The organism is Nocardioides sp., assembly GCF_051876515.1.
In the GTDB taxonomy this organism is placed as follows: domain Bacteria; phylum Actinomycetota; class Actinomycetes; order Propionibacteriales; family Nocardioidaceae; genus Nocardioides.
In genome coordinates, this window is record NZ_JBJEHY010000058.1 from 3538 (window position 1) to 15972 (window position 12435).

The 12435-nt window shown below is 71.9% G+C and carries 14 protein-coding genes; 13 read left to right on the forward strand and 1 reads right to left on the reverse strand.

Annotated elements, in window-relative coordinates; translation table 11 throughout:
• Nucleotides 1-560 (reverse strand): PadR family transcriptional regulator (locus tag ACI379_RS03635; RefSeq protein ID WP_439790700.1); only part of this gene is annotated, 560 nt, incomplete at its 3' end.
• A gap of 82 nt (nt 561-642) precedes the next feature.
• Here ACI379_RS03635 and ACI379_RS03640 point away from each other — a divergent pair.
• The 13 genes from ACI379_RS03640 to ilvC form a co-directional block, all read left to right on the forward strand.
• Nucleotides 643-1728, forward strand: coding sequence for a WD40/YVTN/BNR-like repeat-containing protein (locus ACI379_RS03640; protein ID WP_439790701.1), 1086 nt, complete (start codon nt 643-645; stop codon nt 1726-1728).
• A 68-nt stretch (nt 1729-1796) separates the two neighbouring features.
• A complete protein-coding gene (locus tag ACI379_RS03645) occupies nt 1797-2390 on the forward strand; it encodes a hypothetical protein (RefSeq protein WP_439790702.1) in 594 nt (197 codons plus the stop codon).
• A 60-nt stretch (nt 2391-2450) separates the two neighbouring features.
• Nucleotides 2451-2906: an SRPBCC family protein gene (locus tag ACI379_RS03650; RefSeq protein WP_439790703.1), complete on the forward strand. Its 456-nt coding sequence runs from the start codon at nt 2451-2453 to the stop codon at nt 2904-2906.
• Between the two features lie 5 nt (nt 2907-2911).
• Nucleotides 2912-4141, forward strand: a complete 1230-nt coding sequence (locus ACI379_RS03655) for a kynureninase (RefSeq protein ID WP_439790704.1) — start codon at nt 2912-2914, stop codon at nt 4139-4141.
• 4 nt (nt 4142-4145) lie between these two features.
• Entirely contained in the window at nt 4146-5186 is a 1041-nt protein-coding gene (locus ACI379_RS03660; RefSeq protein WP_439790705.1) for a S66 family peptidase, read from the forward strand.
• A 59-nt stretch (nt 5187-5245) separates the two neighbouring features.
• Nucleotides 5246-5662 carry a VOC family protein gene (locus ACI379_RS03665; RefSeq protein ID WP_439790706.1) on the forward strand — a complete coding sequence of 139 codons (417 nt, stop codon included), beginning with the start codon at nt 5246-5248 and terminating at the stop codon, nt 5660-5662.
• 111 nt (nt 5663-5773) lie between these two features.
• Nucleotides 5774-6490, forward strand: coding sequence for a GNAT family N-acetyltransferase (locus tag ACI379_RS03670; RefSeq protein WP_439790707.1), 717 nt, complete (start codon nt 5774-5776; stop codon nt 6488-6490).
• A gap of 61 nt (nt 6491-6551) precedes the next feature.
• The gene (locus tag ACI379_RS03675) at nt 6552-7007 is read left to right on the forward strand and encodes a deoxycytidylate deaminase (RefSeq protein WP_439790708.1); all 456 of its coding nucleotides are present in this window, start codon (nt 6552-6554) and stop codon (nt 7005-7007) included.
• A 55-nt stretch (nt 7008-7062) separates the two neighbouring features.
• Nucleotides 7063-7731 (forward strand): 4a-hydroxytetrahydrobiopterin dehydratase, encoded by a 669-nt coding sequence (locus ACI379_RS03680; protein WP_439790709.1) that lies wholly within the window; start codon nt 7063-7065, stop codon nt 7729-7731.
• Between the two features lie 95 nt (nt 7732-7826).
• Complete coding sequence (locus ACI379_RS03685) at nt 7827-8942, forward strand: baeRF11 domain-containing protein (RefSeq protein ID WP_439790710.1); 1116 nt, start codon at nt 7827-7829, stop codon at nt 8940-8942.
• Between the two features lie 321 nt (nt 8943-9263).
• A complete protein-coding gene (locus tag ACI379_RS03690; protein WP_439790711.1) occupies nt 9264-11027 on the forward strand; it encodes an acetolactate synthase large subunit in 1764 nt (587 codons plus the stop codon).
• 5 nt (nt 11028-11032) lie between these two features.
• Entirely contained in the window at nt 11033-11575 is a 543-nt protein-coding gene (ilvN, locus tag ACI379_RS03695; protein WP_439790713.1) for an acetolactate synthase small subunit, read from the forward strand.
• A 109-nt stretch (nt 11576-11684) separates the two neighbouring features.
• Nucleotides 11685-12435: ketol-acid reductoisomerase (gene ilvC / locus ACI379_RS03700; RefSeq protein WP_439790712.1), on the forward strand; the 751-nt coding region annotated here is incomplete at its 3' end.

The following is a 12435-nucleotide window of genomic DNA, read 5'->3' on the forward strand; positions in this document are numbered from 1 at the left end:
AGAGCGATGTCCTCGGCGAGCCGCTCCACGATCGAGCGCGCGATCGCCTCCTCGCTGTCGAAGTGGGCCAGCCCCCAGTCGGCCACCAGCGACGGGTACCGGTACTGCTCGCCGGCCCGGTCCGCGGTGGAGAGGAAGTCGCGCACCGCCTGCAGGTCGCTGCGGGCCTCGGCCACCTCGTCGAGGTACTCGGTGAGCAGCTCGCGCATCCGCTCCGGCGCGCCCAGGTGCCCGAGCATGAGGCGCAGCGCGTACGGGTGCTTGAAGACGGGGAAGCCGGGCTGGTGGTGCGAGGCCCACTCCGCGAGCCGTCGCGAGCCCAGCTCGGTGATCCGGTACGTCGAGGATCGCCCGTCGGGGCCCGTGTCGACCTCGAGCAGGCCGAGGTCGGTGAGGCGCCCGACCTCGGTGTACACCTGGCTCGTCGCGGGGGAGGTCCAGTAGAAGCGCAGGGTGCTGTCGGCCCTCTGCTTCAGCTCGTACGCGGTCAGCGGCGCGTCGTCGAGCGTGAACAGGGCCAGCAGCGCCCAGCTGGTGATCGGCAGCTTCTCTTGACCCATGGCCCTCTCCGCGTAGTGTTCCTAAAAGGAATACCAGACCTGCGCCAGGTGCTGCGACCCGACCTCGGAGAAGGAGAACCAGATGACCACCGTGCTGCTCGTGGGAACCCGCAAGGGTCTGTGGATCGGGACCAGCGAGGACCGGGAGGGCTGGTCCTTCTCGGGGCCGCACTTCGAGATGGAGGAGGTGTACTCCGTCATGGTGGACCGACGCGGAGACGGGGTCCGTCTCCTGGCCGGTTGCTCGTCGAGCTGGTTCGGCCCGCAGGTGCGCCGCTCCGACGACCTCGGCGTGACCTGGCAGGAGACCCCCGGCGGTGCGATCCGCTTCCCCGAGGACACCGGTACGGCTCTCGAGCGCGTGTGGCAGCTCGTCCCCGGCAACGGCGAGCGCGAGGTCTGGGCCGGTACGGAGCCGGGCGCCGTCTTCCGGTCGGAGGACGCGGGGGAGACCTTCGAGCTCGTGCGCGGGCTGTGGGAGCACCCGCACCGCGCCGAGTGGGGCGAGGGGTACGGCGGGCAGGCGTTCCACACGCTGCTCCCGCACCCCGGCGACCCGGCGGTGCTGCTCGCCGCGATCTCGACCGGTGGCGTCTACCGCACCGAGGACGGCGGAGCCAGCTGGCAGGCCTCCAACACCGGCGTGAAGGCGGAGTTCATGCCCGGCGACCGCACGTACCCGGAGTTCGGCCAGTGCGTGCACAAGGTCGCCCGCGACGCCGAGGACCCCGAGCGGCTCTACCTCCAGAACCACGGGGGCGTCTACCGCTCCGACGACGGCGGTCGCTCGTGGCTCGACATCGCGCCCGGGCTGCCCTCGGAGTTCGGCTTCGCCATGGTCGCCCACCCACGCCGCGGCGGGACCGCGTACACGTTCCCCATCGCCGACGCCGGTGCCCGCTGGCCCGTCGACGGCCGGGCCAGGGTGGCCCGGACCACCGACGCCGGCGCGTCGTGGTCGCTGCTGGGCGAGGGGACTCTCCCGGACCAGTTCTACGCGGCGGTGATGCGGGACGCGCTGTGCACCGACGGTCAGGAACCGGCCGGGCTGTACGTCGGCGGGCGCAACGGAGCGGTGTTCGCCTCGGCCGACGAGGGGGACACGTGGCAGCGCGTGATCGACGACCTGCCGGACGTCCTCGTGGTCCGTGCCGCGGAGGTCGCGTGAGAGAGCGCCCGAACCACTAGGCTCGGCGCGACGCGCGCGTGCGCGACCGGACCTCGATGGGAAGACACATGCGTGGACGACTGGCTGTGCTCGCCGCCGCGGTGCTCGTGCTCTCCGGGTGCCAGCTCGGTGACTCCGAGGAGGAGACCGAGCCCATCACGGCGCGAGCGGTCGCGGCAGTCGCGCTCGAGCACCTGCCCGGCGCCACCTCGGTCGGGGACGCCACCGACGGCCCGACGATGGAGAAGGGTGCCGTCTCGGTGAGCCTGCGGTACGGCGGTGGTGAGGGCGACGACGGGGACCTGGTCCAGGTCGGGGTCGGCCCGGCCACCGGCATCTCGCTGGAGTGCCCAGAGGGGGAGGCCGCCGGTGCCCTCTCCGGGTGCGCGCCCGTCGACGACTCCACGACCATCCTGTGGGAGACCGAGGAGCCGGAGGAGGACCCCGGTGTCCTGCTCGTGCGCCACGTCAACGACGACTCTGCCGTGGTGCTGCTCCTGGCGGGACCCGCGATCGACGGCGACCCGCGCACCATCGACCTGAAGCCGGCGTACGAGGACCTGCTCGCGCTGGTCCGGGACGACCGCCTGCGCCTGCAGACGTCGCCGCAGACCGTGGAGGACGGCGAGAAGGTCAAGAACTTCGCCGACCTGCCGGAGTGAGGGACCGCCGGCCACCCTGTGGAGATGGTCGGCGGGGCCCGACGGTGGCACGATCCACCCATGGCCACCTTCACGCTCTCGCGCGAGACCACCGTCGCGGCGACCCCCGCCGCCGTGCACGCGCTGCTCGACAACTTCCACCACTGGACCCGGTGGTCGCCGTGGGAGGGCCTCGACCCCGACCTGCGCCGCGAGTACACCGGCGCCGAGGCCGGCGTGGGGGCGCGCTACCACTGGTCGGGCAACTCCCAGGCCGGCGAGGGAACCATGGAGATCGTCGAGTCCACCCCGGACCGCGTCGTGGTGGACCTGCGCTTCCTCAAGCCCTTCAAGGCCACCAACGGCTCCCGGTTCGACCTGACTGGCGAGGGTGACGCCACGCGGGTGGTGTGGACGATGACGGGCCGGCGCAACCCGCTGATGCAGCTGATGGGCAGGCTCTTCTTCGACAAGGCGATCGCCAAGGACTTCGAGAAGGGGCTGGCCGACCTCAGGGCCGCCGCGGAGCAGGGCTGAGCGCCGTGACGTACGTCCCCGGGTCTGCCCCCGATCTCGACGCCGCCGACCCGTTGGCGCCGCTGAGGGACCGCTTCGTCGGTACCGAGAGCGACCTCGTCTACTTCGACGGCAACTCACTGGGCCGTCCGCTGCGGGCCACCGCGGAGCGCATCGGCGGCTTCGTGGTCGACGAGTGGGGCGGTCGGCTGATCCGTGGCTGGGACGAGCGCTGGTACGACCAGCCGTTGGTCCTGGGCGACGAGATCGGTCGGGTGTGCCTGGGAGCCGGGCCGGGCCAGGCGTTCGTGGGTGACTCCACCACGGTCCTGCTCTACAAGCTGGTGCGTGCCGCGCTCGGCGGGGCGCCCGGTGGGCGCGACGAGATCGTGGTCGACACCGACAACTTCCCGACCGACCGCTACGTCGTCGAGGGCATCGCCTCCGAGCTCGGGCTGGCGGTGCGCTGGGTCGAGGTACCCGCGGACGCCGGCATCACGCCGGAGCTGCTGGCCCCGGCCCTGTCCGAGCGGACCGCGCTCGTCGTGCTCTCCCACGTGGCGTACCGCTCCGGCTGGCTGGCGGACGCGGCAGCGATCACCGCGCAGGTGCACGAGGCCGGCGCGCTGGTCCTGTGGGACCTGTGCCACAGCGCCGGGGTGGTGCCGGTCGAGCTCGACGCCTGGGGCGCGGACCTGGCCGTGGGCTGCACCTACAAGTACCTCAACGGAGGCCCGGGCTCGCCCGCCTTCGGCTACGTCGCGACCCGCCACCTCGGCCTGCGCCAGCCCATCCAGGGGTGGATGGGGCACCGCGACCCGTTCCTCATGGGCCCCGGGTACGACCCGGCCCCGACGGTGCGGCGCTTCATCTCCGGCACCCCGCCGATCACGGCGATGCTGGGCCTTGCCGACATGGTGGCCCTCATCGACGAGGTCGGCATCGCGGCCGTACGGGAGAAGTCGGTGGCCCTCACCGAGTACGCCGCCGGGCTGGCCGAGGAGCTGCTGGGACCGTACGGCGTCACCGTCGCCTCCCCACGCGACCCGGCGGTGCGTGGCGGGCACCTGAACCTGCACCACGACCGGATGCGTGAGGTGGTCGCCGCGCTCTGGGAACGGGACGTGATCCCCGACTACCGCGACCCAGGCGGGCTGCGCATCGGCCTGTCGCCGCTGTCGACCTCGTTCGCCGAGGTCGAGGCGGGGGTGCGCGCGATCGCGACCGAGTTCTCCGAGCGCGTCGGCAGGAGCTGAGCGGATGGACACCACCACCAGTCCGCGACCGTCGTGGCTGCGGTTCCCCGCGCCGCTGCGTCCCGGCGACCGGATCGGAGTCACCTCGCCGTCCACCGGAGCCTCCGGTGAGGCCGCCGAGCGCGTCGACTTCGCCGTGCGCTGGCTGACCGATCGGGGGCACCCGGTGACCGTCGGGCGGTGCATGGACGGCACCTCCCACGTGTCGGCGCCCAAGGCCGAGCGGGCGGCCGAGCTCACCGCGATGCTGTGCGACCCGGAGATCCGGCTCGTCATCCCGCCCTGGGGCGGGGAGACCGCCGTCGACCTCGTCGACCAGCTCGACTGGGACGCGATCGCGGCCGCCGAGCCGACGTGGGTGGTCGGCTACTCGGACATGTCGACGCTGCTGGTGCCGCTGACCCTCCGCACCGGCTGGGCGACGCTTCACGGCGACAACCTGGCCGACACCCCGTACGTGGTGCCCGACGGGCTCGTGCACTGGACGGACCTCGCCGCGAGCACCGGCCCCGTCACGCAGCGCGACTCCGGAGTGGTCGCCGCGTGGTGGCGCTTCCACGAGGACCCGTACGCCACCGAGTGGCGCCGGGTCGGGGAGGGCGCGTGGTCGCTGCACGGGGCCGGGTCGCTCGACGTCACGGGGCGGCTGATCGGCGGGTGCATCGAGACGCTCGTCAACCTCACCGGCTCCCCGTACGGCGACGTCCCCGGTTTCGCCGAGCGCTGCGGCGATGAGGGCACGGTGGTCTACCTGGAGGCCTGCGACGACAACGCGTACACGATCTGCCGCAACCTGCACGGGCTCCGGCTGGCCGGCTGGTTCACCGGCGCGACGGCGGTCCTGGTGGGGCGCACCAACGCACCGGACTCGGAGACCATGACCCAGCGCGAGGCGGTCCTCGACGCGCTCGGGGACCTCGGCCTCCCGATCGTGTTCGACCTCGAGATCGGCCACGTCCCACCGCACCTGCCGCTCGTCAACGGGGCGCTGGCGCGGGTGGTCGTCGACGGGGAGCGGCGCGAGATCATCCAGACCCTCGCCTGAGGAGGTCTCCCCGGCGGTGAGGCTTGGGTTCTGGCGCCGGGCAGGGCAGCATCGACGGGATGGACCAGCGACTGAGCTTCGTGACCCTGGCCGTGCGTGACCTCGACGCGGCCCGCCGCTTCTACCTCGACGGTCTCGGCTGGCAGGCCGAGCTCGACGTGCCGGGGGAGGTGCTGATGGTCCGCGTCGCCGACAAGGTGGTCCTCTCGCTGTGGGACGAGGCCGCCTTCGCCGCCGAGGTCGGACGCGCTCCGTCCCGGGACTCGGTGGCGCCGTTGACGCTCGCCCACAACGTCGCGACCCGTGAGGAGGTGGGGGAGGTGCTGCAGACTGCCGCCGCTGCGGGCGCCTCGTACGTGCGCCCCGCGCAGGAGCGGGACTGGGGCGGGTACACGGGCTACTTCGCCGACCCCGACGGCTTCCTGTGGGAGGTCGCCTGGAACCCGGGCGAGATCGGTGCCTCGGTCCTCCCCTGACCCGGCAGGCGCGCGGCAGGGGGCCGGCGGGGCCGCAAACCCCGGACACCTGTCCGTCCCGCCGAGGGCATCGGCGATGCTTGGACGGCACGTACCGACCCCAGGAGCCCCATGAACGCCGCCCGCACCAACGAGCACGGCCAGCCGATCGGCCCGGCCGTCGACTTCACCGGCGCCACCCCGCCCGCCCCGGTGGTCCTCACCGGACGGGGCGTACGGCTGGAGCCGGTGGCGCGCGAGCACACCGCGGGCCTGTACGCCGCCCTGTGCTCCAAGCGGGACGACGAGCTGTGGACGTACCGTGCCGACGAGCGCCCCGCCACCGTGGCCGCGATGGCCGAGCGGATCGAGGAGTACGCGGCCAACCCGGCCGCGGTGACCTTCGCCATCGTCTCCCAGGAGTCCGGCCAGGCCGCGGGGCTGGCCAGCCTCATGCGCGCGGACGTCGCCAACGGGACGATCGAGGTCGGCAGCATCGTGTACGGCCGGCCGCTGCAGCGCTCGCGCGGGGCGACGGAGGCGATGAGCCTGCTGATGCACCACGTCTTCGAGGACCTGGGCTACCGCCGCTACGAGTGGAAGTGCGACAAGCACAACCAGCCCTCGCGCCGCGCCGCCGTCCGCCTCGGCTTCATCTGGGAGGGCCGCTTCCGCAACGCGGTCGTCCACAAGGGCCGCAGCCGCGACACCGACTGGTTCTCGATCACCGACGGCGAGTGGCCGCGAGTGCGCCGCGCGCTGGAGGAGTGGCTCGACGACCGCAACTTCGACGAGCACGGCCACCAGCGCGTACGCCTCGCCGCACGCCCGCCGCAGCCGCAGGCCTGAGCCGGACGTCACGGACGGACTTCCCGCCCGGCCGGCCGCGACCTCTGGCACGATGCGGGGCGTGAGCCAGCAGCCTGAACCTGCCGCCGTGCCCGGCTGGGACGAGTACTTCATCGGCATCGCCGACGCCGTCGCCACCCGCGCCAAGTGCACGCGCCGGCGGGTGGGGGCGGTCCTGGTGATCGACCGTCGGATCATCGCGACCGGCTACAACGGGGCGCCCCCCGGCGAGGACGACTGCCTGCAGGGCGCCTGCCCGCGGGGCCAGCTCGACTACGACGCGGTGCCGGGCCTGGGCGACTACGACCGTCCCGGCACCCCCGGGTTCTGCATCGCCATCCACGCCGAGGTCAACGCGCTGCTGTTCGCCACGCGCGACACCAAGGGCGCCACCGCGTACATCACCGATCCTCCCTGCCCGGGCTGCCGCAAGGCCCTCGCGGCGGCCGGCGTCGTACGGGCCGTGTGGCCCGGCGGGGAGCACGACCGCGCCGGGCTCACCGACTGGTCCGCCTGAGCGGCTCGCCGCTCACGCCCTGTCGCCGGGCGTGGTCCCGTGCGATGCTCGAACGATGGACGATCCGAAGCGCACGCTCACCCACACCGAGGTGCAGGCCGCCGGGCTCGGCGACTGGCGGCAGATCCTGCACACGTTGCACGCGGTCTACGCCACGGGGGACTTCGCGGGCGGACTGCGGTTGGTCAACCTCGTCGGCAAGGCGGCCGAGACCGCCAACCACCACCCCGACGTCTCCCTGTCCTACGGGGAGGTACGGCTGCGCCTGTCGAGCCACGACGTCGGCGGCCTCACCAGCCGTGACCTCGCACTGGCCCAGGAGATCAGCGACCTCGCCCACGGGCTGGGCATGACCCCCGCACCGGAGAGGATCACCGTCCTCGAGCTCGGCCTCGACGTCGCGGCGGGACACGACCTCGGCGCGGCGTACGCGGCCCTGCTCGGCGGTCGCCCGGCCGACGGCGAGGTGGTCGATCCCGCCGGCGCGCTGCCGAGCGTGTGGTTCCAGGACGCGGACCCCTCGTACGTGCCGGAGGTGGGGGAGCCCGAGCAGCGCTGGCACCTCGACGTCTGGGTCCCCGAGGACCAGGTCGAGGCCCGCATCGCCGCGTTCGTGGAGGCCGGTGGACGGCTGGTCGACGACAGCCACGCGCCGTCGTTCTGGGTCCTGGCCGACGCGGCGGGGAACCGGTCCTGCGTGTGTGCGGTCACGGCCCGGGACTGAGCACGAACGGCGGCCCAACTCGGGACGAAGTGCCCATCCGGAGGGTCTCCGTGCTGTGCCAGCGTGGAGGTATCCCGACGAGTGGGAGCCCCGCGATGTCACCTCGGTACGAACTTCCCGGCGCAGACGACCTGGTCCGTCTCGGCGACCGCCACGAGCTGGCCGTCACGATCTACGTCAAGACCGATCCGGCGGACCGCGAGAAGAGCCGGCTGAACGCGAAGAGTGCGGTGGACGAGGCGGTACGCACGGTGCGGGCACGCGGAGCCGCGGCCGCGGTGGAGGCCGCGCTGCGCTCGGAGTGGGAGGAGATCGCCCAGAGCGACGTGTGGATGGACCTGTCGCACTCGCTGGCCCTGTTCCTGGCCGACGACGGCCACGAGGTGTACGTGCTGGCCAACGACCTCGACGACCAGATCCAGGTCGGCACCCGCTTCGACGTCGGCCAGCTGGTCCGGGCGGTGACGACCCCGCAGGAGGCCTACGCGCTGACCCTGTCCGCGGACGGCTGGAACCTCTGGCACGCCACGGCCGCGAGCCGTGCCGCCGAGGTGGAGCTCGAGGGGGAGCACCCCAGCGACGTGGCCGACGCGACCAACCGCGCCACCGTCCGCGACCGCGGCCACGTACGGCGCCTGGTCGGGGACGAGGGCCGCACGGTCCTGCTGGAGAAGTACGCGGCCAAGGTCGCCGAGGCGGTCGGGTCCGAGCTCAAGCTCGCCGACGAGTCGGTGCCGCTGTTCCTCTTCGCCGCCGCGCCGTTGGTCGACCTGTACGCCGCCGAGCACACCGGGCGGCCGCTGGTCCAGGTCGAGGGAGCCGCCGACGAGCTCAAGGCGCACGAGATCGACGAGGTCGTCCGTGCCGAGCTGCCCACGCTCAACTCCCGCCGCGTCGACGAGGTCGTCGCGGGCGTCCTCGACGGCACCGCCGCGGGGCTGGTGGCCACTGACCTCGCCGACATCGCGCGGGCGGCTGCGTTCGGGGCGGTCGCGACGCTGGTCTTCGACTTCACCGTCGAGGTGCGCGGTGAGCTCGACCCCGACACCGGCGTCCTCACCTACGACCCGGCCGGGCAGGACCTCCTCTCCGCGGTGGCCGTGGAGGTGCTGGCCAAGGGTGGCGAGGTGATCGCGGTGCGGTCCGCCGAGGTGAGCGCGCCCGGCTGGAACGGGACGGCGCTGGCGGGCCTGCGCCACGCGCTCAGCTGAGAGCGTTTCCTCCGTCTGAATGAGGTCTCCGTCGTCGGTCGGCCATCCGCCGTGGCCGACCGACGACGCGCCTCGTGTGACGGCCCTCACGCGGCAGCGCCAAATGCTGGGATCCAGCGCCCACATGATGGGACGAGTGTCAGACTGGGTTGACGCCACAAGCGTCCTGCGGAGACCGTGGTTCCATGCGCATCGACATTCTCGTACGCACGCGGCGTGTGCTCTGAGGCCTGACGGCCCCGCGAGCACGCGCCATCCCCTCGTCGCCCGCCGGGCCGAGGGGTTTTTTGTTGGTCAGATGACGTTGAGGAATGTGGAGTGATGACGGATCCGACGAACGTTCAGGGTGGGCAGATCACGGGCGCCCAGAGCCTCATCACCTCGTTGGAGGCCGCGGGTGTCGAGGACATCTTCGGCATCCCGGGTGGAGCGATCCTGCCGGCGTACGACCCGCTGATGGACTCCACGCGCATCCGGCACATCCTGGTGCGCCACGAGCAGGGTGCGGGCCACGCGGCCCAGGGGTACGCGGCGGCCAGCGGCAAGGTCGGCGTCTGCATGGCGACCTCGGGCCCGGGCGCGACCAACCTGGTCACCGCCCTGGCGGACGCCCACATGGACTCCGTCCCCATGGTTGCCGTCACGGGTCAGGTCGGCGCCTCGCTGATCGGCACCGACGCCTTCCAGGAGGCCGACATCCGCGGCATCACGATGCCGATCACCAAGCACAACTTCCTCGTCAAGAACCCCGACGACATCCCGCGCACCGTCGCCGAGGCCTTCCACATCGCCTCGACCGGGCGCCCCGGCCCCGTGCTGGTCGACGTCGCGAAGTCCGCGCTGCAGTCGATGACCCGCTTCGAGTGGCCCACCGAGCTCCAGCTGCCCGGCTACCGGCCGGTGACCAAGCCGCACGCCAAGCAGATCCGCGAGGCCGTCAAGCTGATCGCCGAGTCGCGCCGCCCGGTGCTGTACGTCGGCGGCGGTGTGATCCGCGCCGGCGCTGCCCGCGAGCTGCGCCGCCTGGCCGAGCTCACCGGCATCCCGGTCGTCACGACGCTGATGGCGCGCGGCGCGTTCCCCGACTCGCACCCGCAGCACCTGGGCATGCCCGGCATGCACGGCACCGTCGCCGCGGTCGCGGGCCTGCAGAAGAGCGACCTGCTGATCACGCTCGGCGCCCGTTTCGACGACCGCGTCACCGGCAACCTGGACTCGTTCGCACCGCACGCGCGGGTGATCCACGCCGACATCGACCCGGCCGAGATCGGCAAGAACCGCGAGGTGGACGTCCCGATCGTGGGCGACTGCAAGCAGGTCATCGCCGACCTCGTGGCCCTGTTCGAGTCCGAGGGCGAGGCGGCCCTGCCCGACATCTCCGCCTGGGTCGAGTTCATCCTCGGCGTGAAGTCGAAGTACCCGGTCGGGTACGAGACCCCCGCCGACGGCTCGCTCGCCCCGCAGTACGTCATCGAGCGCCTCGGTGAGCTCTCCGGCCCCGACGCCATCTACGCCGCCGGCGTCGGCCAGCACCAGATGTGGGCGACCCACTTCGTCAAGTACGAGAAGCCCAACACGTGGCTCAACTCCGGTGGCGCCGGCACGATGGGCTACTCGGTGCCCGCCGCGATGGGCGCCAAGGTCGCCTGCCCCGACCAGACCGTGTGGTCCATCGACGGCGACGGCTGCTTCCAGATGACCAACCAGGAGCTGGCCACCTGCGCGATCAACGACATCCCGATCAAGGTGGCGGTGATCAACAACGAGTCGCTCGGCATGGTGCGGCAGTGGCAGACGCTCTTCTACAACGAGCGCTACTCCAACACCGACCTGCACTCCAAGCGCATCCCCGACTTCGTCAAGCTCGCCGAGGCGTACGGCTGCGTCGGGCTGTCCTGCGAGTCGCCCGCCGACGTGGACGCCACCATCAAGCGCGCCCTCGAGATCGACGACCAGCCCGTCGTCGTCGACTTCCGCGTCCACCGCGACGCGATGGTGTGGCCGATGGTCGCCGCTGGCACGAGCAACGACGACATCAAGTACGCCCGGGACCTCGCGCCCGACTTCGACGACGTGGAGCTGTGAGCACGATGACCAAGCACACCCTGTCCGTCCTGGTGGAGAACAAGCCGGGCGTCCTCACCCGGATCGCGGCGCTCTTCTCGCGCCGCGGGTTCAACATCGACAGCCTCGCCGTCGGCCCGACCGAGCACCCCGAGGTCTCCCGCATGACGATCGTCGTCGGCGTCGAGGACTCGCCGCTGGAGCAGGTCACCAAGCAGCTCAACAAGCTGATCGAGGTGATCAAGGTCGTCGAGCTCGACGGCAGCTCCTCGGTCAACCGCGAGCTCCTCATGGTCAAGGTCAAGGCCGACCAGGCCACCCGCGGCGCCGTGCTCGACGCGGTCCAGCTCTTCCGCGCCAAGGTGGTCGACGTGGCCCCCGACGCGGTGACGATCCAGCTGGTCGGAAACGCCGACAAGCTCGCCGACTTCATGCGGGTCATCGAGCCGTTCGGGATCCGCGAGCTCGTCCAGTCGGGCATGGTCGCCATCGGCCGCGGCTCGCGCTCGATCAGCGAGCGCTCGCTGCGCCCCGTACCCGTCCCCGCGCCGCCGTCGGCGCTGGGCTGACCCCGCTGGCCGTCGTCCCGGTCAGTCGACGAGAATCGTCACAGACCGGGTCGGGGCCGAAGACTTCACCACCTGCACGACCCATCCGCAACCAGAAGGAGAGCCCGAAGTGGCTGAGATGTACTACGACGACGACGCCGACCTGAGCCTGATCCAGGCCAAGCAGGTCGCTGTCATCGGTTACGGCAGCCAGGGCCACGCGCACGCCCTCAACCTCCGCGACTCGGGTGTTGACGTGCGGATCGGTCTGCCCGAGGGCTCCAAGTCGCGCCCCAAGGCCGAGGACGAGGGCTTCCGCGTCCTCACCCCCGCCGAGGCTGCGGAGGAGGCCGACGTCATCGTCATCCTCGCTCCCGACCAGCACCAGCGGAAGCTGTACGCCGAGTCCATCGCCCCCAACCTCGTCGCGGGCGACACTCTGGTCTTCGGCCACGGCTTCAACATCCGCTTCGGCTACATCACCGCGCCCGAGGGCGTCGACGTGATCATGGTGGCCCCCAAGGCCCCCGGCCACACCGTGCGCCGCGAGTACGTCGCCGGCCGCGGCATCCCGGACATCATCGCCGTCGAGCAGGACGCCTCCGGCACCGCCTGGGACCTCGCCAAGTCGTACGCCAAGGGCATCGGCGGCACCCGCGCCGGCGTCATCAAGACGACCTTCACCGAGGAGACCGAGACCGACCTGTTCGGTGAGCAGGCCGTCCTGTGCGGTGGCGTCTCCCAGCTCGTCCAGTACGGCTTCGAGACCCTCACCGAGGCCGGCTACCAGCCGGAGATCGCGTACTTCGAGGTGCTGCACGAGCTCAAGCTCATCGTGGACCTCATGTGGGAGGGCGGCATCGCCAAGCAGCGCTGGTCGG